The sequence below is a fragment of the Cobetia sp. L2A1 genome (assembly GCF_009796845.1).
Taxonomy (GTDB): domain Bacteria; phylum Pseudomonadota; class Gammaproteobacteria; order Pseudomonadales; family Halomonadaceae; genus Cobetia.
The window spans coordinates 3,041,827-3,066,909 of the sequence record NZ_CP047025.1 but is presented as its reverse complement, the minus strand read 5'-3'; the positions used below and the strand labels follow the sequence as shown (position 1 = coordinate 3,066,909).

Genomic DNA, 25,083 nt, shown 5'->3' with positions numbered 1-25,083 from the left:
ATGAGTGATTTCTATCAGAACGGCATTATCACCAACTTCCATAACTTGACTGACCGTCCGGTGGAGGACCTCGAGGCAGACCTGATGCGCTTCTCGCGCAAGCGGCCGATGAGCCTCATTCTGCCATCGCTATATTCCGAGCTCGAAGGACCAGCACTCAAGCATATTGTCGATGAGCTGGCCCGTGTGCCTTATCTTAGCGAGATCGTCATTGGGCTGGATCGCGCTGATCGTGACCAGTTCGAGCACGCAAAGGAATTCTTCTCCCATCTGCCGCAGCATCACCGCATCCTGTGGAATGACGGCCCGCGCCTGCGCGCACTGGATGACGAGCTGACCGAGCATGGTCTGGCACCGATGGAGGCAGGCAAGGGACGCAATGTCTGGTACTGCTCCGGCTATGTACAGGCCTCCGGTATTGCCGAAGCGGTGGCGTTGCACGACTGCGACATCGTTACCTATGATCGCAGCTTGCTGGCGCGACTGATTTACCCGGTTGCACATCCGCAGTTCCACTATGAATTCTGCAAGGGCTATTACTCGCGTATCGCAGGCGGTAAGTTGAATGGGCGAGTGGCACGCTTGATGGTGACGCCACTGATTCGCGCGCTCAAGAAAGTTTACGGACCCTTGCCGTACCTTGATTATCTCGATAGCTATCGTTACCCGCTGTCCGGCGAGTTCTCGATGCGCACTGATGTATTGGCTGACATTCGCATCCCCAGTGATTGGGGGTTGGAAATCGGTGTGCTATCAGAGGTGCATCGTAACTACTCCACCAAGCGCCTGTGTCAGGTCGATATCGCCGATGCGTACGACCACAAGCATCAGCCGTTGTCGGAGGAAGATGCCCTCGGGGGGCTCAATCGCATGAGTCTCGATATCGCCAAGGCGATGTACCGCAAGCTGGCAACATTGGGCGTCGAGATTCACGGCGAAACCTTCCGTACCATCAAGGCAACTTATTACCGTATCGCGCTGGACCTGATTGAAACCTACTACAACGATGCCTTGATGAATGGCCTGACCGTCGATCGCCACAGTGAAGAAGCGGCAGTCGAGCTGTTTGCTGCCAATATCATGGATGCCGGCACTGCTTTCCTCGATAACCCGCGCGACAAGCCATTCATTCCCAGCTGGAATCGCGTGCAAGCCGCGGTGCCGGACCTTCTCGAGCGCATGCACGAAGCCGTTGAGCTGGATAACCAGTAAGCGCTGCTAGCTCATGCGTTACGCACCATGAAAAGAGGCTGCCAATGGCAGCCTCTTTTCTTTTACGGTGTCATCTGACGTGTGAAGTGCGAATGTGCTGCGTGATGGCGACAGCAGTGCTGGCAATGCGTCGTCATACCACCTCAATGGCCGGAGGTCGCACACTCTGCTCCATCAGCCAGGCGGCTTGATACGGGCGACGCGCCATGGCCGGATCGAAGGCCTTGTCGTGGCAAAGATGATCAGTGAGCGGTACGTTCTGCCAGTGCTCTGGTAGCGGTAATACGCGCGGCTGATCCGTCACATTGAGGGCGAACAGCAGACGGCGGCCCTCATGATTGACGCGCTCGAAGACGAAGAAATCTGGCCCGAGATCAAAGACCTGTTGCTGCGCATCAGGATGGAAGCAGGGCTCTTCGCGGCGAAGCTCCATACGGCGCTTCAAGGCATGGAAGACTTCGTGTGTCGCGGTATTGGGACTGGCGAGTAGCGCTTCCAGCTCGTCGCGCTGCCACTTGCGGCGATTGATGGCCCGCAGGTGACCATCGCGCTCAACCCCTTCCTGATGATTCGGGGTGGCGGTCAGCGAGTGTAGGTACAGGCCAGGAATCCCTTGCAGGCTCAACATCAGTGTCTGGCTGGCGATGAAGCGCTCGATCTGCCACGGATCACGTCCACGTCGTGTGCCCTTGAGAGCATCGAAGTAGCTGATGTTGAGCTCATACGGCGTATCAGCGAGGCCGGGGTTGGCACGCATGCTGACGTAGCCACCGAAGTCATGCACTAGCCTCACCAGCGTATCGCGTTCGTGATCCGGTAGTAGGCCTTCAAGTGCGCGGACGCCGATCCCGTCATGGCTGGCGGTGAAGTTGAAGTAGCTGCAGCCAGCGGGCAGCTTCGGCAGGCTGGTCGCCCAGGTGGTCAGGGCGCTGGCATCACCCGAGGTGAGCGTGTGAAGCGTCAGTGGCGGCAGCGTGAACTGGTAGATGAGGTGAGCTTCATCGGCCTGAGCCTTGCCGTCGATCGCCTTGAGGTTCTTCTCCGAGAGACGATCCAGGCCAAAGTACGACATGTTTTCGGCGTGCGGAACGTTGGTCTCGGTGATCAACAGGCTACCGGGGGCGAGATGATCGACGATGGCGCGCAGCAGGCGCACCACCGCATGCGTTTCTTCGAGATGAATACAGGAGGTGCCGAGGCGTTTCCAGAGGAAGGCGACGGCATCGAGGCGAATCATGCGTGCCCCCTGTTCGAGGTAATAGAGCAGAATGCCAATGAACTCGAGCAGTACATCCGGATTGCCGAAGTTGAGGTCTATCTGATCATCCGAGAAGGTCGCCCATAGATGGCGCAGGCCACGACGAGTATGCACCGGTGTGAGCAGAGCAGAGGGGCGCGGGCGCACGACGGCAGATACGTCGGTCTCGGGGTCCATCTCGATGAAGTAGTCGCGGCCTGGTTGTACACCCGCGAGATAATCGGCAAACCACAGCGACTCACGAGAGCAATGATTGATGACCAGATCGGCCATCAGGTCACGCTGTTCACTCAGGCGGCGGATGTCCTGCCAATCTCCCAGTGCTGGATTGACCTCGCGGTAGTGCACCACGCTGAAGCCGTCATCGCTGCTCCACGGGAAGAAGGGCAATACGTGGACACCGGAGAGGCATTCGCCTAGTTGACTGGTGAGGAAGTCATTGAGGGTAGCCAGTGGTGCTTCATCGGGTCGCTGCAGGCTATCACCGTAGGTGATCAGCCACTGGTCGCGTTCGCTCCAGAGCGCTTCTCCTGCCGCGACACGCGGGGCTAGCCGAGTGCGATGGAAGTCGAGCAGAGTCTCCATTCGTCGGAGCACTTCATCCTGGCGCTCAGGGTAGAGCTGTGCGAGCAACTGTTGTGCGTGCTTGAGAAAGGCGTCGTGTGACAAGGGCTGGCAGAGCGAATGAAGCGCGGATGAGTGAGCAGGAGGTGGCGTATCGGGCATGAACAATCCTCGAAGGCATCAGGGCATGTCACTTGACCATGCAAGACAACGGCCAGACTGCGTATGCCGACTGGCCGTTGTCTTGTCATCGGGCGTTTACAGAGCAAATACGGCCACAGTCAGCGCCGTTAGCCTAATGTCCGCTACTTGCGAATAACCCGATACAGAATCAGCAGAATGACTGCGCCTACCACGGCGATGATGAAACTGGCCAGGTTGAATCCAGTCACCTGTCCAAAGCCCATCATTGTGCCCACCCAGCCACCGATGACAGCACCCAGAATACCGATGATGCTGGTGACGATGATGCCGCCGGGGTCTTTGCCGGGCATGATGACCTTGGCGATAATGCCGGCGATCAGTCCAAAGATGATCCAGGCAATGATTCCCATGTCGCGTCTCCTTGCGTCATTCGTAAGTATCGTAAGTGTGAAGGTCATTCACATTGTGGGCGGCTGTCTTTGTGAGACTTTGCCGCCTGTCTTCAGGCTCAGGGTGAAGCGCGCGAATTTCAAGTTCACTCCCCAAGGCTAGCTTAGAAGTGATCTCACTGACATAGGCTCCCGTGCAAGCGCCTTAGCGGTTACAATAGTGGTCATTCCATGTTCTCTCGGCATCGCTGCCTTTTGTCCATTGCCTTTTGCTTCACGGCACAGGACGCAGCCGCCTCGCACCCAAGCAGGCCCCTTACAATGCACTGTCCCTTCTGCGGAACTCATGAAACCAAGGTCACGGATTCACGTCTGGTGGTCGAGGGTGATCAGGTGCGTAGGCGTCGGCAGTGTGCAACCTGTGGTGAGCGCTTCACGACCTATGAGACGGCCGAGCTGGTCATGCCTCGGGTGGTGAAGGGCGATGGTTCACGGGAGAGCTTCGATGAGCACAAGCTGCGCGCCGGCATGTTGCGTGCGCTTGAGAAGCGTCCGGTATCCTCGGAGCTTATCGAGGCGGCGGTCGAGCGTATTCGCCAGCGCCTACGCGCGACCGGTGAGCGCGAGATAGAAGCGCGTCGTATCGGGGATGAGGTCATGCAGCAACTCAAGCGCCTCGATCAGGTCGCCTATATTCGCTTTGCCTCTGTTTATCGTCGCTTTCAGGATCTCGATGAGTTTCGCGCCGAGATCGACCGCCTTGCTCAGGAACCGAATTTCTTGCCTGGTGAAGACGACGACCAGGTCTGACGCCGGGCGCTGACGGACCCCGCTTGCCTCTTATCATGTCTCCAAGGATTTGCATGTCTCCCGAATCCCGCGATATCGCCCATATGTCGCACGCCTTGCGTCTTGCGCGGCTAGGTAGCTACACCACTCATCCGAATCCACGCGTCGGTTGCGTATTGGTGGATTCAGATACTGATAGCGTGATCGCCACCGGCTTTCATGTGCGCGCAGGTGAGGGGCACGCTGAGGTCAATGCGCTCGCGTCTGCCGGTGAACGTGCAGTGGGGGCAGTCGCCTACGTCACGCTGGAACCCTGCTCACATACGGGCCGTACCGGGCCATGTGCTCGTGCCTTGATTGCCGCGGGCGTGTCGCGTGTCGTGATTGCCATGCGTGACCCGAACCCGCAGGTGGCCGGTCGCGGTATCGCGCTGCTCGAAGGAGCAGGCATCACCGTGACTGTCGGGGTAATGATGTCAGAGGCAAGGGCGCTCAATCCCGGCTTCCTGTCGCGGATGGAGCGCGGTCGTCCTTTCGTGCGCCTCAAGCAGGCCATGAGCCTGGATGGCCGTACCGCGATGGCTTCCGGTGAATCCCAGTGGATCACCGGCCCTGAGGCGCGAAGCGCCGTGCAGCGCCTTCGTGCACGTTCCAGCGTGGTAATGAGCGGTATCGAATCGGTCATCTTTGATGATTCGCGCCTCAATGTCCGAGCGGACCAGCTCGGTCTTGAAGACCACCCGCTGGGCATCGAGGCGCTGGCGGCTCTTCAGCCACTACGAGTCGTCGTGGATTCTCGCCTGCGCTTACCACTGGCGGCGCGTATTCTCGAGCAGGATGGTAGAACCTTGCTAGTTTGCGTTGCGGATAAGGCGTCCGCGCTGGCGGAGCGCCGCATGCTATTGGAAGCGGCTGGCGCTGAGGTGTTGTCCTTGCCAGCAGGAAAGGACGGTCGTGTCGATCTTGCGGCTCTGATGTCCTATCTCGCCGAGCATGAGCAGGCCAATGAGGTGCTGTTGGAGACAGGAGCGGTGCTGGCAGGTGCCATGCTGAGTGCCGGGCTGGTCGATGAGATGCAGCTATTCATGGCACCGACACTGTTGGGCGGTGAAGCCCGTCCACTGTTGGCACTGCCGGGACTGGATAGCATGGCCAATCAGCGCCGCCTTGAAATTCGCGAGATTCGTGCGATAGGTCGCGACTGGCGTATCACGGCAGTGCCTGCCACGTTGACGGAGGTCGAGACGTCGGATGTTGAGATAGAAGACGGGACAGGCGTTAACGCTGTAACGAGCGATTGAATTTGTCAGCCTGCGCACGCACTTGCCGCTGTCTGGCGACAGTGGCGTCGCGGGGAGCTGGCGCAAAACGAGGCGGCGGGGTACCCTGACGCCCGACTTTTTGATAACACGCGCGGGCCTGGTTATGGTCGGCGCGGCCCGTAAAGTGGAGCAAGCATGGCGCTATCAGGCATCGCAGCACTCGTCGAGGATATCCGGCAAGGCAAGATGGTCATCCTCATGGATGACGAGGATCGTGAGAACGAGGGTGACATCATTGTCGCCGCCGAGGCCGTGACTGCTGAACACATCAACTTCATGGCTCGCCATGCACGCGGTCTGATCTGCATGCCGATGTCGCGTGAACACTGTGAACAGCTCAAGCTGCCACTGATGGTTCAAGCCAATGGCTCCGGTTTTGGCACCAAGTTCACACTGTCCATCGAAGCCACCGAAGGCGTGACTACCGGCATTTCAGCTGCTGATCGCGCACGTACCGTTCAGGCTGCTGCCGCACGTAACGCGCGCCCCGCGGATATCGTGCAGCCGGGTCACATCTTCCCGTTGATGGCAGAGCCGGGCGGTGTTCTGCGCCGCGCAGGCCATACCGAAGCCGCATGTGATCTGGCCGAGATGGCCGGCTTTGGGCCGACGGGCGTGATCTGTGAGGTCATGAATGATGACGGCAGCATGGCGCGTCGTGAAGAGCTCGAACTGTTTGCGGCGCAGCACGACATCAAAGTCGGCACGATTGCCGATTTGATCGAGTATCGCATCAACAATGAGCAGACGGTTGAAGTGCTGGACAGTGAAGAGGTCGAGACGGCCTTTGGCTCGTTGACACTGCATTGCTTCAGCGATCGTATTCAGGGTCGTCATCACCTGGCATTGGTCAAAGGCACGCCGACAGTCGACGCACTGACGACAGTGCGCGTGCATGTACAGGACCCGATGCGCGATCTTCTCACTCTGCGTCAGCCGGGTAGCACCAGTAGCTGGGCACTCAATGATGCGCTGAGCGAAGTGGCCGCCGCAGACGCAGGCGTACTGGTACTGTTGGATACTGGCAGTGACCAGATGGATTACAAGGATCGTCTCGACGTCTTCTTCGGACGACGCCGTGCGCAGCGCACCAACGAGTCCGATGGTGCGGGCAACTATCTGACGACCGGTACTGGCGCTCAGATCCTACGGGATCTTGGTGTCGGCCGGATGCGTCTGCTCAGTTCACCGTGGAAGTTCTCTGCCTTGTCCGGCTTTGGCCTTGAAGTGGTCGAGCTGGTCGGCAGTGATGACACGGCGACTGATGCAGGCGCTGAGGCCGAGGGCGCGTAAGCGTTCCGGCAACCCCAAATGGCGGGGGTGGCAGCCTTGTTCCGGCCGTCACTCTCGGTATGAACGATATCCCCGCCCCGGTCTTCCGGGGCGCTAGCATTGTGGACTGACCATGCAACCGATTGCTCAACTTGAAGGCACTTTCACCAATGTCGATGGCCGTTACGTCATCGTCGTCGGGCGTTTCAACCACCATGTCGTCGACAGCCTGGTGGAAGGCGCGGTCGATTCTCTGGTACGCCACGGCGTCGATGAGGAAAACATCGATCTGATTCATGTGCCGGGTGCCTGGGAACTTCCGCTGGCCGTGAAGATGGTGCTGGCCAAGGTCAAGCCGCACGCCGTCATTGCGCTGGGTGCCGTGATTCGTGGCGGCACGCCGCATTTCGAATTCGTGGCGGGTGAATGCAATTCTGCCATGTCGCGTCTGCAGCTCGAGTTCAATACTCCGGTCGCCAATGGCGTGCTGACGGTCAACTCCATTGAGCAGGCCATTGAGCGTGCTGGCACCAAAGCCGGCAACAAGGGTACTGAAGCTGCCATGGCGGCGATGGAAATGGTCTCCTTGCTCAAGGCTCTCGGAGGTGACGCGTGAGCGAACGTAAAGAGCGTAACGAACGTGCACCGTCCAAGCAGCAGCAGGCACGTCGTGCCGCGCGTGAGTTGGCCGTGCAGGGCATCTACCAGTGGCAGATGACCGGCAAGAGCATGACGACGATTGAAGCTGAGTTCCGTAGCCAGCCGATCGATGATGACGTTGAACTGCACGAAAACTGGGTCGAGGTGATGCGCATCGCCGACCAGGCACTTTTCCACGAGCTGCTGCACAACGTGCCGCGCTTCCAGAAAGAGCTGGATGCCAGCATCAGCCCGCTATTGGATCGTCGCTTGCAGGATCTCGACGAAATTGAACTCGCGATCCTGCGTATTGGGGCTTACGAGCTATCCAAACGCATGGACGTACCGTATCGCGTGGCGATCAACGAAGGGGTCGAGCTGGCCAAGACGTTTGGTGCCACTGATGGGCACAAATACGTCAACGGGATCCTCGACAAGCTGGCAGTGAGACTGCGCAGCGCCGAGGTAACCCAGGCTCGCCTGCGCTGACATGCCGGGTGAATTCGAGCTGATTGCCCGCTACTTCCATCGTGATCTGTCTGGGGTTCCGGGCGTATTGATGGGGCCGGGTGACGACTGTGCACTCCTTGCTACCGGCGACGGCATGCAATTGGCAGTCAGTGTCGATACCTCAGTGGCGGGTGTACATTTTCCGCCGGATGCGCCGGCATCTGCTATCGGGCACCGGGCTCTGGCGGTCAATCTGTCTGACCTTGCTGCCATGGGAGCCACGCCACGCTGGGCATTGTTGGCATTGACACTACCGAATGTCGATGAAGATTGGCTGCATGGATTTGCCGCCGGTTTTCACGCATTGGCTGATCGGTACGGCATTGCGCTGGTCGGCGGAGATGTCACGAGTGGCCCGCTCTCCATCACGATTACCGTGCATGGTGAGCTGCCCTTGGTGTTGGGTAGCTCTTCGCTGGTACGTGGCGGTGTGAGAGATCCCGCTTGTCACGAAAGCCTCACTGACAAGCACATTGAAGACAGTGCTTCGCTGCCGATTCTTCGCCGCGATGGTGCCCGTGAGGGTGATCTTGTCGTCATTACGGGCCAGCCGGGGTTGGCACATGCCGGCCTTAAGGCATGGCAGACTGGGCAGCGTGATGTACTTGATCCCTGTCTTGCCGCCTATCTTCGTCCTGAACCTCGTATTGATGCTGGTCTGGCGCTACGCGAACTTGCAAGTGCCGCATTGGACGTGTCCGATGGGGTAATGGGCGACTTGGCGCATATCTGTCGTGCCAGCCAATTGTCAGCAGTTCTCGAGTTGGGTCAGTTGCCACTGGCGCCAGAACTCATTGCTGCGCTAGGCGAGCAGGAAGCCCAGCAGGCTGTACTCAATGGTGGCGATGACTACGAATTGCTGCTGACACTTCCTGAGGCCAACCTCGAGACGGCCATTGCGGCTCTGCACACCTTCAATCTGTCATTGACCGTCATTGGCCGTATGCAGACGACACAGAGTGGGACGCATCGTGTGTCTTTGCTGAATGACGGCGTCGAGCAGACGGCAGCAGGGCAAAGTTGGCAGCATTTTCCAGCGGATGATACTGCGGAGGTGTCTTCATGAATCGTGCACCTGCCAGTGTGTGGCGGCGGCCTGTTCACTTCCTGGCCTTCGGGTTGGGCAGCGGTACTGCACCCTTTGCACCGGGAACCTTCGGGACTCTCGCTGCGATTCCCTTCTACTGGATGATGGCAAGCCTCAGTCTATGGCCCTATCTTGCAATAGTGCTGGTAGCGTCACTGGTTGGTATCTGGATCTGTGATCGCACCTCGAAGGATCTGGGGGTTCACGATCACTCGGGTATCGTCTGGGATGAGTTTGTCGGTTACTGGATCACGATGGTGGCCGTTCCGTTCTCATGGCAGGCTGCCTTGTGGGGTTTCGTGGTCTTCCGAGTCTTCGACATACTAAAACCGTGGCCGATACGCTGGGCGGACCGCCGTGTGGCAGGTGGATTCGGCATCATGCTGGACGACATCTTTGCTGGTATCTTTGCCTGGTCGACGATGCATCTCTGGCTATGGTTCCACTGACGTTGATGGCTTCACCGACGTTGCTGGCGCCCGTTGTATGAATGGCTTCGTTACGCGATATATGACGTACTGCGCAGACGGTGCGATGCTTAAATAACGAGACACAAGGGATAATGACGATGGGCAAGGGACTTGTAACTGCGGCGGTAGTCGTCGCGATTGGTGCTGCCGGTTATGTTGGCGGTGTGGCTTATTCCAGTCAGCGTTTTGACGATGAAATGGCGCGCATGATTGCGGAGCTCGACAAGAGCTCTGATATCAAGGCGAGTCGTACTGATGTTGATAGCGGCTGGTTCGGGTCTACCGGTCGTGTCGAGATGGAGCTGTCGACTGGCGCAGAGCAAGGCCCCGTCCGCATTGAGCTGCCTTATGAAGCGGGTCACGGCCTGCTATCTACCCACATGAAGGGTAACGTCAAGTTGCTGTTGGGTACGCCGGCGCACGACGTCATCTCCGATGTCATCGGTGATGACAAGGCGATTACCTTTGATGGCAGTGTCGATAACCTCAGCGGCGCCAGCGACACTGTGCTGACACTGCCGGCTTTCGTGTGGCAGGACCCTGAGAGCGGCACGCGGTTTGACTTCAAGGGCGGTGAACTAACGGCCTCCCATGACGGTAGTGATGCTCCTGAAATCAAGGTCAAAGGTGAGATCACTCCCTTTGATATCATGAATGGCAAGGAAACGATCAGCGTCGGCACCCTGAGTCTGAATGGGCTCTACCGTGGTGAGGACAATGATTTCCGTCAGGATGACAACATCACGCTTGATACTCTGACCGTCGACAATGGCACGGGCCAGCCGCCAGTTGTCGCGACAGGCATCAGCTACGCTGGTGAGACGCGTCTTGATCCGACAGAGCTGCGTTATTTGATGAAACTGGCTGTCAAGGATGTGAGTGCTGGAGACCAGCAAATGGCGAGTGGCAAGCTATCAATGTCGCTTGATCGTCTGCAGGGCGCCGCTGTTTATGACCTCATTACTCAGCTGCAAGGGCTGATGGAAGAGGCAGGCAAGCCCTTTGAAGAGCTGAGTGAAGATGAGCAGATGGCGATGCTCGAGAAAGTTGAGGCGCCGCTGTTCACGATGCTGAGCACTTCCCCGCGTTTGACACTCGAGTCATTCGAAGCCAAAAGCCAGGTCTTTGGTGTTGATATGCAGGGTGATGGCCAGCTGATTCTGGACGGAACCGACATTACTGGCTTGAGCATTGCCGAGCTGCAGACTACGCAAGGCCAGCAGGCATTCCTCAACCGCATGAGTGGCCGTTTTGAATTCCGTAACGTGCCGCCGATGTTGGCGCTGATGGCAGGTCTGTCGCCGGAAGCTGCTGACAAGAATGTGGTGCTGACCATTGACGGTGACAAGCTGAGCATCAACGGTACTCCGATCTACTGAGTCTCTGGTGCAGTCTCTCTCGACGCTGCGATAAGTGCAGTATCGAGAGAGGTCCGTACGATGTTGTCACGATGCCCGCCTTTTGGCGGGCATCGTCGTTTCCGTATTCCCGTTTGTTACTGGACTTGATAAAGCGTGTGGTTGGCCGCATTGCAGACGTTAATCGCCTCAGCCGAGGCCCGGTTTCAAGAGGGTTACATGTCACGTCACGAAAAGACTTCCGATCACGACGATATTCTCTCTGGCTTCGAGGATGACACCCAGACCGAGGAGCATGACCAGCCGACGACTGGTGGCCTGGTGCCCAGTGGTGATCAGCTACCTGAGCGTCTTTATCTGCTGCCTATCCACAATCGTCCCTTCTTTCCTGCCCAGGTGCAGCCGCTGGTGATCAATAAGCAGCGCTGGGCTGAGACCATGCAGCTGGTAGGCAATACGCCGCATCATGCTGTGGGTCTTGTCTTTGTCGGCGATGTTGAGGTCGATGAGCTCGAGGTCGATAGCTTCCCCGAGATTGGCTCGGCCGTGCGTGTGCACAAACCGGAAGACGGGGAAGAGCAGGTGCAGTTCATCGCACAGGGCTTGCGGCGTTTCCGCATCAAGCGCTGGCTGTCACGCAAACCGCCGTATCTGGTGGAAGTGACCTACCCGCGAGAGCTGGTGGATACCGAAAGCGATGAAACACGCGCCTACGCGATGGCCATGATCAATGGCATCAAGGAGCTGCTGCCGATCAATCCGCTCTATGGTGAGGAGCTCAAACAGTATCTCAATCGCTTCAGCCCTCATGAACCGGGTCCACTGACGGATTTCGCTGCTGCCATCACTTCCGCCAAGGGGGCAGAGCTACAGGAGGTGCTGGAGTCTCTACCGGTGATGGAGCGCATGCAGAAGGTGTTACCCCTGCTGCGTAAGGAGATCGAGGTCGCCCAGTTGCAGACCGAAATCTCTCAGCAGGTGAATGCGCAGATGGAGAAGCATCAGCGCGAGTTCTTCCTGCGCGAGCAGCTCAAGGTCATCCAGCGTGAATTGGGTATCTCCAAGGATGATCGCGAGAATGATGTCGATACCTTTCGTGGCCGTCTCGAGGCATTGAAGGTGCCAGAGCGTGTCCAGTCGCGTATCGATGATGAGCTCGACAAGTTGTCGGTGCTGGAAACCGGCTCACCGGAATATGGTACGACGCGTAACTATCTCGATTGGTTGACCTCATTGCCGTGGGGCATCACCTCGACCGATCAGCTGAACTTGGCCCATGCGCGTACGGTGCTCAATCGGGATCATGATGGCCTGGAAGATGTCAAATCGCGGATTGTCGAGTTCCTCGCTGAAGGGACCTTCAAGGGTGACGTTGGCGGTTCAATCCTTTTGTTGGTCGGCCCGCCCGGAGTAGGCAAGACTTCCATCGGTCGTTCTATCGCTCAGGCTTTGGGGCGCGAGTTCTACCGCTTCTCGGTAGGGGGCATGCGTGATGAGTCGGAGATCAAAGGCCACCGTCGCACCTACGTCGGCGCGATGCCTGGCAAGTTGGTACAGGCACTCAAGGAAGTGAAAGTCGAGAACCCGGTGATCATGCTGGATGAGATCGACAAGCTGGGGCAATCCTTCCAGGGTGACCCTGCCTCGGCACTACTTGAGGTGCTTGATTCCGAGCAGAACGTCGACTTCCTGGATCACTATCTGGATGTGCGCCTGGATCTCTCCAAGGTGCTGTTCGTGTGCACTGCCAATACGCTGGATAGCATTCCCGGGCCACTGTTGGACCGCATGGAGCAGATTCGCCTTTCTGGCTACATTGCCGAAGAGAAGGTTGCGATCGCCAAGCATCATCTATGGCCGAAACTGTTGACTCGCGACAACATCCCCAAGAAACGGATCAATCTTTCCGACGCAGCGTTGCGTCAGGTGATCGAAGGTTATGCCCGTGAGGCAGGGGTGCGTCAGCTGGAGAAGCAGTTACACCGGATTGTGCGTAAGGCCGCCGTCAAGTTACTTGAGGAGGGGCTGGATACCGTCAAGGTCTCGGTCAAGAACCTCGAAGAATTCCTTGGAGCACCGATCTTCCGCAGGGAGAAGGTGATGGCGGGCGAAGGGGTGGTCACTGGCCTCGCCTGGACTAGCATGGGCGGCGCCACCTTGCCTATTGAAGCGACGCGGGTGCATGGGTTGGCGCGGGGTCTCAAGCTGACAGGAAAGTTGGGTGAAGTGATGCAGGAGTCGGCAAATATTGCCTATTCTTACACCTTGGCGAATCTGGCGGCATACGACGCTGAGCCTAATTTCTTCAACGAGTCATTCATCCACCTGCATGTCCCGGAAGGTGCCACGCCCAAGGATGGCCCGAGTGCTGGTGTGACCATGACGACTGCCTTGATGTCGCTGGCCAAGCACCAAGCGCCGCGCAAGGGGCTGGCAATGACAGGCGAGCTGACGCTGACCGGACAGGTACTGCCCGTTGGGGGAATACGCGAGAAGGTAATTGCTGCGCGCCGTAGCGATATCTTCGAGTTGATTCTGCCGCAGGCCAATCAGCGGGATTATGACGAGCTACCGGATTATCTAAAGGAAGGCATGATCGTACACTTTGCTGCCCGCTACGCAGATGTTGCCCGAATAGCCTTTGAGCCACGCGCTGGCACTGGGAAACACCACTGATAGATATGTGAGTTGTCTCACATACCCCTCACTAGACACACGAACCCCGCTATCCAGCGGGGTTCGTGTGTCTGGGAATATCATGCGTCAAAAACTCAAGTGCGGGGCGTGACCTTCACCTGGTGAGGCTTCAGATGGAAAAGAGCTTCAAGCGCATCCACATCAGATGAATTAGACAGGATCGAGTTGTTCCAGTACCGCGGCTTCGGCGGCATTGCGGCTGACACTGGCGATACCGTTATCGCGTCCTGATTCAGATTTGTACATCTGGCTACGGCCAATCTGCTGACTGTTCGCTGCCAATAGCGTGAAATAAAAGCGCCCATCCTTGGCGATTTCCTTGGTGAAACGCTTCTCTTCAATGGCATTCTTGCGCACGGATTCCACTCCGTTCAGGCAGCCACGCTTGTCGGCATAACCCTGGCTCTGGAGAATCTGCTCGCCATTACCGGCCTTGAGGGCAAAGTAGAACTTGTTGTCCTTGCCACGCGTGATGACAAATTTTCCGGCCATGTGTGACTCCTGTTCCTTGTGGAATGTATGGCGTCCCCGCGCCTGAAAGCATATGCCTGCAGGAAAGAATTCGCTGTATAGAGCGTATCGCCACGACTTGATGCTGCAAGCGAGTGATTCAACGATCCTGGCCATCATTCTTGTGTTGCGTCATGAGCCACGCAGATTTCAGGTGTCATTGATGGCGCTCTCTGGTAGGCAAATAGGGGCGTGGCGTGACAGAATTGCTACCAGGTAGATCTCGCTTGGCCTTCGCGCCGCGAGTCACCACTGGACACCAGTCACTAGTGACTGACCAAAACAGAAGCCGCTCCCGTAGGGACAGTTCCTCCCTTTTCAGGAGAGCGGCCAAGCATTGACGAGGACACCATGCCAGAGTATCGCTCTCGTACTACCACCGCGGGTCGTAACATGGCCGGCGCTCGCGCCCTGTGGCGCGCCACCGGCATGAAGGATGACGACTTTCAGAAGCCGATCATCGCGGTGGCCAACTCCTTCACGCAGTTCGTACCCGGCCATGTCCATCTCAAGGACATGGGCCAGCTGGTCGCACGTGAAATCGAGAAAGCCGGCGGTGTCGCCAAGGAATTCAACACCATCGCAGTCGATGACGGTATCGCGATGGGTCACGATGGCATGCTGTATTCATTGCCATCGCGTGACCTGATCGCTGACAGCGTCGAGTACATGGTGAATGCTCACTGTGCTGATGCACTGGTGTGCATCTCCAACTGCGACAAGATCACCCCTGGGATGTTGATGGCTGCCATGCGCCTCAACGTACCGGTCATCTTCGTCTCCGGTGGCCCGATGGAAGCCGGCAAGACCAAGCTACTGGATCACGGTCTTGATCTGGTGGATGCCATGGTCATCGCGGCCGACGACAGCGTCGATGATGAAACGGTCGCCGAGATTGAGCGCAGCGCCTGCCCGACCTGTGGTAGCTGTTCGGGCATGTTCACTGCCAACTCCATGAACTGTCTGATGGAAGCACTGGGTCTGGCATTGCCGGGTAACGGTACTGTGCTTGCGACCCACTCTGACCGTCGTCGCCTGTTCGAGAATGCAGGCCACCGTATCGTTGAGCTGGCACGTCGCTATTACGAAGGTAATGAAGCGCATCTGTTGCCGCGCGCGATTGGTTCGCGGGCCGCATTCACCAACGCGATGACGCTGGATATCGCGATGGGTGGCTCCACCAACACCATTCTGCACCTGCTGGCAGCAGCGCAGGAGGCAGAGATTGACTTCACGCTGTCTGATATCGATCAGCTGTCCCACAAAGTGCCACAGATGTGCAAGGTCGCGCCCAATACGCAGAAGTACCACATTGAGGACGTTCATCGTGCCGGCGGCATCATGGGCATTCTCGGTGAGCTGGATCGTGCCGGTGTCATTGATACCTCGGTACCGACGGTCTATGGCGATTCACTCTCTGCCGCACTCGAAGAGTGGGACATCATGCGCTCGCCTACCGATGCGGTGATCGAATTCTATCGGGCAGGTCCTGGTGGTATTCCGACCCAGACGGCCTTCTCCCAGAGTGCGCGTTGGCCGAGTCTGGATGGTGATCGTGCGAATGGTTGTATCCGTGACTATGCACACTGCTTCTCCACCGAAGGCGGCTTGGCTGTGCTTTACGGCAACATCGCACTGGATGGCTGTGTGGTGAAGACGGCGGGTGTCGATGACTCCATTCTGGTTTTCGAGGGTAGCGCCTATGTGTGCGAGTCTCAGGACCAGGCCGTTGCCGATGTGCTGGCGGACAAGGTCAAGGCGGGCGATGTGGTCATCATTCGTTACGAAGGACCGAAGGGCGGACCGGGCATGCAGGAAATGCTCTATCCGACGTCCTATCTCAAATCCAAGGGATTGGGCAAGGCGTGCGCACTGCTGACCGATGGTCGTTTCTCCGGCGGCACTTCGGGCCTTTCCATCGGCCACGCTTCCCCGGAAGCTGCAGCGGGCGGCGCGATCGCTCTGGTCGAGCATGGCGATACCATCCTGATCGATATCCCGAACCGCACCATCAACGTTCAGCTGAGCGATAGCGAGCTGCATGCGCGTCGTGAAGCGATGGATGCACGTGGCAAGGATGCGTGGAAGCCGGCGGCCAAGCGAAACCGTCGTGTCTCTGCTGCATTGAAGGCCTATGCATTGCTGGCGACCTCTGCTGATAAAGGCGCAGTGCGCGATTTGAGCAAGTTGGACTGACTCGGTAGCCGCTGACTCGGTTGTGCTGAATCAGCAGAGCAGCTTCATCTAGCAGTAAGCATAACGACAACGGCCACCCTGAGGGGTGGCCGTTGTCGTTACTGCGAATAGGCAATGAGAGATCAATCAGGTTTCTCAGATATTGTCACGCGGAGTTGAAAGCCTGCCTGGCACCAGTGCAGATTCAGGAAGGTGGGCGGGATCAAGGTCAAGAAAGCGTACACGATCGCGGCCCTGTCGTTTGGCTTTCTTGAGAGCATGTTGGGCCCGTTCCATCAGATCGACCTTGTTGGCCAGCGACAGCGTATCGGGTGCAGGGTGATAGCAGGTTAGACCGAGGCTGCAGGTGATGGGCTTGCCCAATCCATCCAGAGCATTGACTGCATGGCGAACGCGTTCTGCCAGAATGATGGCTCCACTGGAGTCAGTGCTGGTCAGCAAGGCGATGAGTGTGCCGTCCTCGCGCTGGCTGACGACATCGCTCTTGCGAGTAGCGTTACGCAGGATGGACGCAACCTGACGTAGAGCACGATCCCCCGCTGGTCGTCCAAACAGACGATTGAAGTCAATGAAAGCATCCACATTGAGCATCAGCAGTGAGAGCGCCTGGCCATGTCGAGCGCTGCGGGCAATCTCATTGTCGAGTTGCTGCTCTAGCAGTGGCATTGGAATGAGGTTATCCAACGGTGCGCTGGTAGTCGGGTGTGTTTTAGTCAGACACGCCAGCTTATGACGCAGCCTGACGAGGCTCTCTTCATGAGCCAGTTGCTCGCTGATATCCTGATGCTGGCTGAGGATGATCCCGGAATGGCCATCGACCAGATCGAGATTCAGCATCACCTCGACCATGAGTCCCTGACGGCCCCTATAACGATGGCGTTGATGGAAGTGGGTCAGCTCACCTTCACGCATGGCGTTCAATGCATTGCGACAGGCGATCATGTCTGTCGGGTGTGAAATATCCTCAAGAGATCCACGCCGCAGCTCGCTGGCTTCTATTCCCAGTAGTTGTGACAACGCCGAATTGAGACGTGTCCAGTGACCATGAAAGTCCATCATTGCCATCGGTAGCTGGCAGCGGGAGAACAGTAGCTCCATTTCCTGATTCGTTGCGCGTACGTGCTTTAGCTCTGTGGTGAGGCGTTGATGCTCATTTTCTCGATCCATCAGCTGTCCTACTGCCACACCCAGTGTGGCCACCAGCGCGCATTCACTTGGCGTGAAGTCGTGTGTTCTCGGTGAGGGATCACCAAAGCAGATAGTGCCAGTGAGTCGTCCCTCCGACCACACAGGAGCTGCCAGATAGCTTTCGAACGCCATGGTTTGATAGGCGGGGTGTGATGTCATGCCCTCCATCAGACTGATGTGCGGATAGGCTATGCAGGCGGCGTGTTTCACTACTGCACCGCAGTAAGTGGCCCCTAACGGACATTCTGAGCCTGCTTCTCTGCCTGGTGACGGGTTGATCGCTGCCGTGATCTCGTAATTGTTGGCTTCGGCATGACCAAGGATCCCTGTTTTCATACCGAGTAGACCACACCCGGTGACCAGGTGATCATGGAGTTGCTGAGACAGGGAGGTGTCAGGTGATAGTGATAACGCAAGCAGTGCGTGAAGATGCTCGGGTATCAGATGTTCGTTGACGATATGAGCAAGGCCGCTAGAGGGGAGAGGGAGTGATTCCTGCATCAAGTGATATCCTTATCCTTCACGTGGCCATGGCTTGAGGTAGGCCATAAGGCAGTAGTGTGTTGAGCAGGAAGAGACTTGTCCTCATATCTCTGCCGTCACTGCATCCTTCGATGATGAGACGTCCATCATTCAATTATGACGTGTTACCAGTGCCGATATTGAAACGCTCGTTCAACCTTGTACCCACGCAGCGGACCATCAAGGAGGGTGCGGTGGGTTTACCTCAGATAAAAGCAGGGCATGTCATCGATGGATGGTCGATGACATGCCCCTGATATTTTCTTCATGAGGCTCGCAATGTTCGGTTGCTGAGCCGTGAAGGCATTGTCCAGCGTGTGTTACCTGCCAGTCGCCATGGAGCGTGTGAATATGGTGCGAGCTAACACATGGCTTTCTCTGAGCGTGAATGATTTCGACTCAGGCAGCCTCGGCCAGTAATAGGACTGACTGTTCTTCAGAGTCGAGTAATTCCAGCGCTACCTCAATGGCGAACCAGTTGTCGTCCAGCCAGAGTTCCAGCGCTTCATTGCTTATACACATCGTCAAGTCTCCCCAAGAGTATTGGCAAACCAGTGAGTGTGATGGTGCACTGCTGGTGAGCAGCAAGTATCAGTATGGCGTGTCATGGGAGGGAGCGAAGGGAGCTTGCACGACGATCTTGTGTCAGCGTGTAGTGATAATGAGCGCAGGACATTACCCATGGTTTTTTTATCATGGGCAATGTCCTGCTTTTTCATTCTGTCATCCTGACTCTTGACCAAGACGGTCGATTCAACGCTTGGTAAATGAACGAATCAGACTGCGGATCAGCGAACGGCCTAGTTGGGAACCTAGCGCACGCATGACCGACTTGATCAGTGTCTCTAGCGCCCCCTGGCGTTTTCGTCCGCCTGACCTTGATGCACCTGGTCTTGATGAGCTAGCGCGTGATGAATCTGTGTTGGATGCCGGTGTGCGTGATGAGGCAGAGGCTGATGCTGCTTCATTGACTGAGCTGCTGGCAGGTGAGCCTGTTATCCCGGATGTGGATGAATGAGTTGTCTCGGCGATTGTGGCCTGTACTGCCAGGCGTGCTTCGAGACGTTCATGTGCGGACTCGCGGTCAACTCGCTCGTCATAGCGTCCGGCCAGTGCAGAACTGGTTAACAGCTCGGTTCGTTCAGCATCGGTCAATGGGCCGATTCGCCCGCGTGGTGGCGCGATCAGTGTGCGCTCTACCTGCGTTGGTACACCCTTGCTATCCAATACCGAGACAAGCGCCTCACCGACGCCCAATTCGGTAATTACCCGCGCGGTGTCGAGTGCGGGATTCGGACGGAAGGTATCAGCCGCTGTTTTGACGGCTTTTTGATCACGTGGAGTGAAGGCGCGCAGAGCGTGCTGGATGCGATTGCCCAGCTGTCCGAGTACATCATCGGGAATATCCGCCGGTGACTGGGTCACGAAGTAGACACCGACTCCCTTGGAGCGAATCAAGCGTACCGTCTGCTCCAGTCGTTCCAGCAGTGCCTTGGGAGCCGCATCAAAGAGTAAATGCGCTTCATCGAAGAAGAATACCAATACGGGTTTATCGGCATCGCCTCGTTCAGGCAGCCTGCGGAATAACGTCGACAAGAACCACAGCAGAAATGTCGTATAAAGGCGTGGGCTCTGCATCAGTTCACGCCCGTCGAGCAGATTGATAACTCCTCGTGCGTGCTCGCCGTTTCCCACGGTTGCCAGCATGTCATTGATATCGAGTGCGGGTTCGGCGAAAAAGCGTTCACCGCCCTGAGTGGCCAATACATGGACCCGTCGGAGCATGGCTCCCAGGCTTTGTGGACTGACGCTGCCATAGCGTTCTACGAAGGTATCGCGCTCACGCTCGATATGCTTGAGCAGGCTTATCAAATCCTTGAGGTCGATCAGTTCAAGTCCTTCACGCTTGGCGTGATCAAAGGCCAAATGCATCAGTCCACTCTGGGTATCGTTCAGCTCCAGCAGAGTCGACATGAGATCCGGACCCATGGAGTCCACGCTGGCACGCACAGCGTGCCCCCCCTTGCCATAAAGATCCCACAGACGGACGGGAGATGCCTGTGGCTGCCAATCATTGATACCCAGGCTCGCCAAACGCTCATCGACACGAGGGTGTGGTGTCCCTGCGACTGCAATCCCTGAAAGATCGCCCTTCACATCTGCCGTGAAGACAGGCACTCCCATGCGCGAGAATCCTTCGGCCAATACTTGCAGAGTGACCGTCTTGCCAGTGCCAGTAGCACCCGCAACCAGACCATGGCGATTGGCGAGTCGGCCGGCAAGTGCGATGTGACCCTTGGGGCCCTGTCCGGCCAGGCCACCGATGAGAACCTCATTCATGTTGTGCTCCCGCCATTCCGAGTATTTAATCTTGTAGAAGAAAAGACGAGCTGGCCCGTGTTGGTATCTTATGGTTACAACATGTTGCGTTGAGTAAAATAACGCAAGTGGATTTTCTCCAGATGGCGATCACTTTCTCGTTACACAGGATGTTGAAGGTCAGTAATTCCAAGGGATTTCTCATGGCTTGCGATGGATAAACGCGGTTTTTTGTGTCACTTTTGTATAGTTATTCTGGCGTTCCATGAAGAATTTTCAGAATGACTGCTTGAAAGTCTCTGTCGATGGTTCCATATCTTTAAGCACAAGCGCAGTGAGGATCGAAATTGATTGGCAGAAATGAGCGTGGCCGAGTCTATCGAGGTGTAATGAAATATAACTTCGGTATTGTTTTCCTCGTCATGCGCCTTCGATCCCATCTGTCCCTGAATCGTGAAAAGGCGCAGGCGGCACATTGCCTGGCTTCATCTGAGCCGGTTTCTGACTGACAAGGTATGTCAGTGTTGGAGAGACCCAAGCTCACCACCAACAGCCGTGTAGAACATCTACCGGCCTGTTGTACTAGACCGCAACTGGAGAACGGATCATGAAGAAGCTAACGACTATCTTGCTGGCGACTGCACTGACACTACCGGCTGCTGCGGCCTATGCAGAAGACCATGAGTCCAGCAACACTGGTTCTGCCAACACTGGGGCGAATTCCACCATGGTGGAGGGCGGAACTGCCGCTGGCCATGAAGGCGGCAAGGTGAAAGACGATACCCAGATGAACACTGATAGCGGCTCTGCCAACACCAAAGAAGATTCCATGATGGTGAAAGGTGATTCTGCGCAATCAGAGTCTGCCAAGCACGGCAAGGTAATGGACAAGAGTGATGATCACATGGGTGTCAGCCCAGAGTCCGGCTCTGCCAACACTGATGATGGCAGCATGAAGACTCAGTAAGCTTTCTCCGTTGGAAGGCTTATCTTTGAAAGGTGATCTATAGGGCTGCGTGACAGCATGAGTTGCCAGCACGACTCAGCTTGTAGCCCTACAGTGAAACGCCAGCTCCTCGCATTCGCGGGGAGCTGGCGTTTTGGCATGTGAGGTGTGTAGAGGTAGGGGCAGGTCAGTGAACGATACAGCGGCGCTATATCATCTGCGCCATTACCGGGGCGCTACCACCAGCGTGGACTGTGCGTGTCTTCACCGGCCAGTAGTCGCTCGCGGGCCATGAAGAGCGCCGCGATTGCTCGAGCTTCATGGAAATCCTCACGCGCCAGCAGTGCCGGCAATTCATCGAGTCGATGACGCTCGACAATCAACGGTTCCGGCTCATCTCCCGGCAGGCGTTTTTCATACAGATCACGCGCCAGCATCACGTTCATGCGGTGATCCATATAATTGGGCGCCAGGCTGAGCTCGGCCAGTGGCTCGATGTCGTGCGCGCCATAACCGCATTCTTCCATCAGCTCACGATTGGCTGCTGTCACGGGATCTTCCCCGGGATCGATCAAGCCCTTGGGTAGCGTCAGCACATACTGCTCTGGGCCGGCGGCATACTCACGAATCAACAGTACATGGTCAGGATCTGGCATGGCGACGATCATGACGGCTCCGTGCCCCCCACTCTTGAGGCGTTCGAAGCTGCGTGTGGCACCGTTGGAAAAGGTCAGTTCCAGTGCCTCGACGGCAAACAGGCGAGAGCGCGCGACTTCCCGTCGCGAGTCAATACGAGGAGGGATCATGTCACTGACATCAAGCGGAACACCGTTTGTGTGGCTATCGGAGCGCGAAGCATCGTCCATCGTGAGTCCTCGAGTCATAAAAAGAGTACCGACAAATAATACCGATATTGCTGCCTATCGTGGCAGGCCTCCGAGAGAGGAGCAATCGCTGTTCGTCTGAAAGACGGCGCTTTACCTGATACAGAAAAATCGCAACTTTTGATCAGGTTGGTGCATCAGTCCTGATGGGGATGTAGCAGCTGGACAGGCACGCTTACGATGCGCTCAAGACATGCGAAGGCACATGCCATGCTTTACACTATGAGCCCCCATTTCTCCTCCGGCTGACTGATACTGATGATTGACTGGAACACTATCGATACCGTGCTGCTCGACATGGATGGCACACTTCTCGATCTACATTTCGACAGCCATTTCTGGTTAGAGCACCTGCCACGCCGCTACTGTGAGTTGCACCGTCTTGACGCTGCGCTGCAAGCGGATCTCCAGGCGCGAATCATCGGAGAGTCCGGCACACTCAACTGGTACAGCCTGGAGTATTGGAGTCGCGAGCTGAAGCTGGATGTCGTGGCGCTCAAGCGTGAAGTTCAGCATCTCATCGGCTATCGCCATGAGGCTGAAGCCTTCCTTGCCTGGCTGAAAGAGCAACCCCAGCGTGTGGTGCTGGCGACCAATGCTGATCGTCACGGCATCGAGCTCAAGTTCGGTTTGACCGGCATGGGTGAGTACTTTGATGCAGTGGTGTCATCTGCAGATCTTGGCCATGCCAAGGAAGAGCAGGCCTTCTGGCATAAGCTGAACGAGATCGAGCCTTTCGATCCGGCACGCACCCTGTTCATCGATGATAATCCTCAGGTGCTGGAAAGCGCTCATACTTACGGTATTGCGCATCTTCTGGGTGTACGCCAGCCGGATTCCAAACAACCGCCGCGTGACTTCGATCGTGTGCATGGCCTGGATGGCTTTGCAGTATTGACGGCCGGTGGCGGCTGCGAGCAAACGCTGGGTGGGGCTAACAAGGAGATCGGATGAGCGAGCAGGTACGCATCGACAAGTGGCTCTTGGCGGCTCGTTTCTTCAAGACGCGGGGGTTGGCCAAGAAGGCCATCGAAGGAGGCAAGATCCACTATAATGGCGGGCGAGTGAAGACGTCGAAAATGGTCGAGATCGGTGCCCTTGTCGAGATACCCCAAGGCTGGGATCGCATTATCGTCGAGGTACTGACGCTGAGTGATCAGCGTCGTGGTGCATCGGAAGCTCAAAGGCTCTATCAAGAAACAGAGGACTCTCGTCTTCGTCGTGAGCGTGATGCTGAAACACGCCGCCTCGGCAATCAGGGCATGAGCCCGCCGCCGGGCCGGCCTGACAAGAAGCAGCGCCGCCATATTCATCGCTTTCAGCGACAGGATACTGATGGTTAGCCTTGTGCCATCTGGACTTTATCGCTGGCCCTTGGCGTCTAGCGCTCGCTTAGTCCACTGATGCAGTTGTAATACCGTATTTCCCCCCAATTTCATTGCGATGTGCCTGGCCTTCAGTGACCTGATGGGCCAGGTGCACGTCGTTGCCGGTAGAGATTGAGCGTTATCGCATGGCGTTGATGGCAGCAGATGACACTTGATGGCGACTGGCTCGAGGACCCTCTTAATGAGCGATCACGATATGCAAGATACCAACATGCAAGACCCTGATACCCAAGACACTGACCTTAAGGTCGAGCCGCCGGTGTTCGATCAGATTCAGCGTTTCCTGTTTGATGCGACCAACGTACGTGGCGAAATTGTCGCACTTGATAAATCGTATGCCGAAGTACTGGACCGCCACTCCTATCCGCAAGCTATCTCACGCCAGCTTGGTGAGATGCTGGCAGCTGCGGCGCTGCTGACGGAGACGATCAAGCTTGATGGCACCCTGACGCTGGAAGTGCGCGGTAATGGAGTGGTGCGTCAGTTGATGGCGGAATCCAATCCGGGTGGCGAGCTGCGCGCCATCGCGCGTCTCAGCGATGAAGCCGTACTGCCGACAGATGAAGCGTCACTGATGGAGTTGATCGGTCAGGGCCAGATTGTCATCACGCTGGACCCGCGTGACGGCAAGCGTTACCAAGGCATCGTGGCGATTGATCAAGACAATCTTGCGGGCTGTCTGGAGAGCTACTTCAGTCAATCGGAGCAGCTACCGACGCGTCTGTGGCTGATGGCAAACGGTCAGCGTGCCGGTGGCGTGATGCTGCAGCAACTGCCTAACGATGCCTCCAATCAAGACCCGGATGCCTGGGAACGTGTGACACATCTGGCTGACACTCTCAAGGCAGAAGAGTTGCTGACGCTTGATCAACAAGATGTCCTGCATCGTCTGTACCACGAAGAGACGGTGCGTATCTTTGATCCCAAGGCACTGCGCTTCGGTTGCACCTGCTCTCGAGAGCGTCTAGGTGCTGCGCTGCACAGTATTCAGCCAGAAGATCTGCGCCAGATTGTCGCAGAACAGGGTGAATTATCGACCCAGTGTCACTTCTGTCACACCCGTTATGCATTCAGTGCAATCGAGATCGAGTCCATCATCGAAGACCCGGAAGCCGATAGTCCGGTCGTTCACTGAGGTGATGAGTGCTAGACACTGAAGCAGGATGTCCTGGCAGAGACAGGGTAGACATTTGTCGGACATTTCTTTGCGAAGGATGAGATGTCCCCTGCGAGTCAGTGTTGCATCAATGGGCATTTCCGCCTGAGTGCCTTTTTGCGATAATGCCTTGCCAGCACAGGGCCGGACGCTCTGTGAGTGGCGACATGGCGCTGAGTCATGTCGGATTCGAGCAGCTGCAATCGGTACATAAAATAAGCCTGCGGCATGTACTGCAGGCATCTGGCTTCAGCCATCAAGAG

Annotated in this window: 22 protein-coding genes; 15 read left to right on the top strand and 7 right to left on the bottom strand. The window is 56.8% G+C overall.

What is annotated here, in order from left to right:
• A complete protein-coding gene (locus GQR90_RS13090) occupies positions 1 to 1,212 on the top strand; it encodes a glycosyl transferase (RefSeq protein WP_158774493.1) in 1,212 nt (403 codons plus the stop codon).
• A gap of 133 nt (positions 1,213 to 1,345) precedes the next feature.
• Here the strand turns inward: GQR90_RS13090 and GQR90_RS13085 are convergent, their stop codons facing one another.
• Both GQR90_RS13085 and GQR90_RS13080 read right to left on the bottom strand, forming a co-directional pair.
• Entirely contained in the window at positions 1,346 to 3,196 is a 1,851-nt protein-coding gene (locus tag GQR90_RS13085) for a sugar phosphorylase (RefSeq protein WP_158774492.1), read from the bottom strand.
• Between the two features lie 143 nt (positions 3,197 to 3,339).
• Positions 3,340 to 3,588, bottom strand: a complete 249-nt coding sequence (locus GQR90_RS13080) for a GlsB/YeaQ/YmgE family stress response membrane protein (RefSeq protein WP_024951164.1) — start codon at positions 3,586 to 3,588, stop codon at positions 3,340 to 3,342.
• 300 nt (positions 3,589 to 3,888) lie between these two features.
• Between GQR90_RS13080 and nrdR the strand changes: the two genes are divergently transcribed.
• From nrdR to lon, 9 genes are all read left to right on the top strand, one after another.
• Positions 3,889 to 4,377, top strand: a complete 489-nt coding sequence (gene nrdR / locus GQR90_RS13075) for a transcriptional regulator NrdR (protein WP_158774491.1) — start codon at positions 3,889 to 3,891, stop codon at positions 4,375 to 4,377.
• Between the two features lie 53 nt (positions 4,378 to 4,430).
• On the top strand, positions 4,431 to 5,657 hold the full coding sequence (gene ribD, locus GQR90_RS13070) for a bifunctional diaminohydroxyphosphoribosylaminopyrimidine deaminase/5-amino-6-(5-phosphoribosylamino)uracil reductase RibD (RefSeq protein ID WP_158774490.1): 1,227 nt from the start codon (positions 4,431 to 4,433) through the stop codon (positions 5,655 to 5,657).
• A 156-nt stretch (positions 5,658 to 5,813) separates the two neighbouring features.
• Complete coding sequence (gene ribBA / locus GQR90_RS13065; RefSeq protein WP_158774489.1) at positions 5,814 to 6,971, top strand: bifunctional 3,4-dihydroxy-2-butanone-4-phosphate synthase/GTP cyclohydrolase II; 1,158 nt, start codon at positions 5,814 to 5,816, stop codon at positions 6,969 to 6,971.
• A gap of 112 nt (positions 6,972 to 7,083) precedes the next feature.
• Positions 7,084 to 7,566: a 6,7-dimethyl-8-ribityllumazine synthase gene (ribH, locus tag GQR90_RS13060; RefSeq protein ID WP_158774488.1), complete on the top strand. Its 483-nt coding sequence runs from the start codon at positions 7,084 to 7,086 to the stop codon at positions 7,564 to 7,566.
• Positions 7,563 to 8,078, top strand: a complete 516-nt coding sequence (nusB, locus tag GQR90_RS13055) for a transcription antitermination factor NusB (RefSeq protein WP_158774487.1) — start codon at positions 7,563 to 7,565, stop codon at positions 8,076 to 8,078. The genes ribH and nusB overlap by 4 nt, the downstream gene beginning before the upstream one ends.
• Position 8,079: 1 nt before the next feature.
• Positions 8,080 to 9,165 carry a thiamine-phosphate kinase gene (locus GQR90_RS13050; protein ID WP_158774486.1) on the top strand — a complete coding sequence of 362 codons (1,086 nt, stop codon included), beginning with the start codon at positions 8,080 to 8,082 and terminating at the stop codon, positions 9,163 to 9,165.
• Positions 9,162 to 9,635 carry a phosphatidylglycerophosphatase A family protein gene (locus tag GQR90_RS13045; RefSeq protein WP_158774485.1) on the top strand — a complete coding sequence of 158 codons (474 nt, stop codon included), beginning with the start codon at positions 9,162 to 9,164 and terminating at the stop codon, positions 9,633 to 9,635. The genes GQR90_RS13050 and GQR90_RS13045 overlap by 4 nt, the downstream gene beginning before the upstream one ends.
• 119 nt (positions 9,636 to 9,754) lie before the next feature.
• A complete protein-coding gene (locus GQR90_RS13040; protein ID WP_158774484.1) occupies positions 9,755 to 11,035 on the top strand; it encodes a DUF945 family protein in 1,281 nt (426 codons plus the stop codon).
• A gap of 198 nt (positions 11,036 to 11,233) precedes the next feature.
• Positions 11,234 to 13,690 (top strand): endopeptidase La, encoded by a 2,457-nt coding sequence (gene lon / locus GQR90_RS13035; protein ID WP_158774483.1) that lies wholly within the window; start codon positions 11,234 to 11,236, stop codon positions 13,688 to 13,690.
• Positions 13,691 to 13,861: 171 nt separating this feature from the next.
• Here lon and GQR90_RS13030 read toward each other — a convergent pair whose 3' ends face one another.
• Positions 13,862 to 14,203, bottom strand: coding sequence for a YegP family protein (locus GQR90_RS13030; RefSeq protein ID WP_158774482.1), 342 nt, complete (start codon positions 14,201 to 14,203; stop codon positions 13,862 to 13,864).
• 369 nt (positions 14,204 to 14,572) lie between these two features.
• Between GQR90_RS13030 and ilvD the strand changes: the two genes are divergently transcribed.
• On the top strand, positions 14,573 to 16,417 hold the full coding sequence (gene ilvD, locus GQR90_RS13025) for a dihydroxy-acid dehydratase (RefSeq protein ID WP_158774481.1): 1,845 nt from the start codon (positions 14,573 to 14,575) through the stop codon (positions 16,415 to 16,417).
• 135 nt (positions 16,418 to 16,552) lie between these two features.
• On the opposite strand, the gene GQR90_RS13020 is transcribed toward ilvD, so the two are convergent.
• The 3 genes from GQR90_RS13020 to GQR90_RS13015 form a co-directional block, all read right to left on the bottom strand.
• Positions 16,553 to 18,106 carry a diguanylate cyclase domain-containing protein gene (locus tag GQR90_RS13020; RefSeq protein WP_158774480.1) on the bottom strand — a complete coding sequence of 518 codons (1,554 nt, stop codon included), beginning with the start codon at positions 18,104 to 18,106 and terminating at the stop codon, positions 16,553 to 16,555.
• 420 nt (positions 18,107 to 18,526) lie between these two features.
• Positions 18,527 to 18,649 carry a hypothetical protein gene (locus GQR90_RS17755; protein WP_267902033.1) on the bottom strand — a complete coding sequence of 41 codons (123 nt, stop codon included), beginning with the start codon at positions 18,647 to 18,649 and terminating at the stop codon, positions 18,527 to 18,529.
• 231 nt (positions 18,650 to 18,880) lie between these two features.
• A complete protein-coding gene (locus GQR90_RS13015; RefSeq protein WP_158774479.1) occupies positions 18,881 to 20,467 on the bottom strand; it encodes a helicase HerA-like domain-containing protein in 1,587 nt (528 codons plus the stop codon).
• 586 nt (positions 20,468 to 21,053) lie between these two features.
• Between GQR90_RS13015 and GQR90_RS13010 the strand changes: the two genes are divergently transcribed.
• Positions 21,054 to 21,413, top strand: coding sequence for a protein YbgS (locus GQR90_RS13010; RefSeq protein ID WP_158774478.1), 360 nt, complete (start codon positions 21,054 to 21,056; stop codon positions 21,411 to 21,413).
• Positions 21,414 to 21,628: 215 nt separating this feature from the next.
• Here the strand turns inward: GQR90_RS13010 and nudE are convergent, their stop codons facing one another.
• Positions 21,629 to 22,198: an ADP compounds hydrolase NudE gene (nudE, locus tag GQR90_RS13005; protein WP_158775510.1), complete on the bottom strand. Its 570-nt coding sequence runs from the start codon at positions 22,196 to 22,198 to the stop codon at positions 21,629 to 21,631.
• Positions 22,199 to 22,534: 336 nt separating this feature from the next.
• Here nudE and GQR90_RS13000 point away from each other — a divergent pair, with 336 nt between their 5' ends.
• From GQR90_RS13000 to hslO, 3 genes are all read left to right on the top strand, one after another.
• The gene (locus GQR90_RS13000; protein ID WP_158774477.1) at positions 22,535 to 23,230 is read left to right on the top strand and encodes an HAD-IA family hydrolase; all 696 of its coding nucleotides are present in this window, start codon (positions 22,535 to 22,537) and stop codon (positions 23,228 to 23,230) included.
• Entirely contained in the window at positions 23,227 to 23,619 is a 393-nt protein-coding gene (locus tag GQR90_RS12995; protein WP_158774476.1) for an RNA-binding S4 domain-containing protein, read from the top strand. Before GQR90_RS13000 ends, GQR90_RS12995 begins: the two co-directional genes overlap by 4 nt.
• A gap of 304 nt (positions 23,620 to 23,923) precedes the next feature.
• Positions 23,924 to 24,799, top strand: a complete 876-nt coding sequence (gene hslO / locus GQR90_RS12990; RefSeq protein ID WP_158775509.1) for an Hsp33 family molecular chaperone HslO — start codon at positions 23,924 to 23,926, stop codon at positions 24,797 to 24,799.
• Positions 24,800 to 25,083: the final 284 nt, after the last annotated feature.

Excerpts from the sequence above, each read along its gene's own strand:
- GQR90_RS13090 (WP_158774493.1), top strand. The coding sequence starts at position 1 with ATGAGTGATTTCTATCAGAACGGCATTATCACCAACTTCCATAACTTG.
- GQR90_RS13085 (WP_158774492.1), bottom strand. The coding sequence starts at position 3,196 with ATGCCCGATACGCCACCTCCTGCTCACTCATCCGCGCTTCATTCGCTC.
- GQR90_RS13080 (WP_024951164.1), bottom strand. The coding sequence starts at position 3,588 with ATGGGAATCATTGCCTGGATCATCTTTGGACTGATCGCCGGCATTATC.
- nrdR (WP_158774491.1), top strand. The coding sequence starts at position 3,889 with ATGCACTGTCCCTTCTGCGGAACTCATGAAACCAAGGTCACGGATTCA.
- ribD (WP_158774490.1), top strand. The coding sequence starts at position 4,431 with ATGTCTCCCGAATCCCGCGATATCGCCCATATGTCGCACGCCTTGCGT.
- ribBA (WP_158774489.1), top strand. The coding sequence starts at position 5,814 with ATGGCGCTATCAGGCATCGCAGCACTCGTCGAGGATATCCGGCAAGGC.
- ribH (WP_158774488.1), top strand. The coding sequence starts at position 7,084 with ATGCAACCGATTGCTCAACTTGAAGGCACTTTCACCAATGTCGATGGC.
- GQR90_RS13050 (WP_158774486.1), top strand. The coding sequence starts at position 8,080 with ATGCCGGGTGAATTCGAGCTGATTGCCCGCTACTTCCATCGTGATCTG.
- GQR90_RS13045 (WP_158774485.1), top strand. The coding sequence starts at position 9,162 with ATGAATCGTGCACCTGCCAGTGTGTGGCGGCGGCCTGTTCACTTCCTG.
- GQR90_RS13040 (WP_158774484.1), top strand. The coding sequence starts at position 9,755 with ATGGGCAAGGGACTTGTAACTGCGGCGGTAGTCGTCGCGATTGGTGCT.
- lon (WP_158774483.1), top strand. The coding sequence starts at position 11,234 with ATGTCACGTCACGAAAAGACTTCCGATCACGACGATATTCTCTCTGGC.
- GQR90_RS13030 (WP_158774482.1), bottom strand. The coding sequence starts at position 14,203 with ATGGCCGGAAAATTTGTCATCACGCGTGGCAAGGACAACAAGTTCTAC.
- ilvD (WP_158774481.1), top strand. The coding sequence starts at position 14,573 with ATGCCAGAGTATCGCTCTCGTACTACCACCGCGGGTCGTAACATGGCC.
- GQR90_RS13020 (WP_158774480.1), bottom strand. The coding sequence starts at position 18,106 with ATGCAGGAATCACTCCCTCTCCCCTCTAGCGGCCTTGCTCATATCGTC.
- GQR90_RS17755 (WP_267902033.1), bottom strand. The coding sequence starts at position 18,649 with ATGTGTATAAGCAATGAAGCGCTGGAACTCTGGCTGGACGACAACTGG.
- GQR90_RS13015 (WP_158774479.1), bottom strand. The coding sequence starts at position 20,467 with ATGAATGAGGTTCTCATCGGTGGCCTGGCCGGACAGGGCCCCAAGGGT.
- GQR90_RS13010 (WP_158774478.1), top strand. The coding sequence starts at position 21,054 with ATGAAGAAGCTAACGACTATCTTGCTGGCGACTGCACTGACACTACCG.
- nudE (WP_158775510.1), bottom strand. The coding sequence starts at position 22,198 with ATGATCCCTCCTCGTATTGACTCGCGACGGGAAGTCGCGCGCTCTCGC.
- GQR90_RS13000 (WP_158774477.1), top strand. The coding sequence starts at position 22,535 with ATGATTGACTGGAACACTATCGATACCGTGCTGCTCGACATGGATGGC.
- GQR90_RS12995 (WP_158774476.1), top strand. The coding sequence starts at position 23,227 with ATGAGCGAGCAGGTACGCATCGACAAGTGGCTCTTGGCGGCTCGTTTC.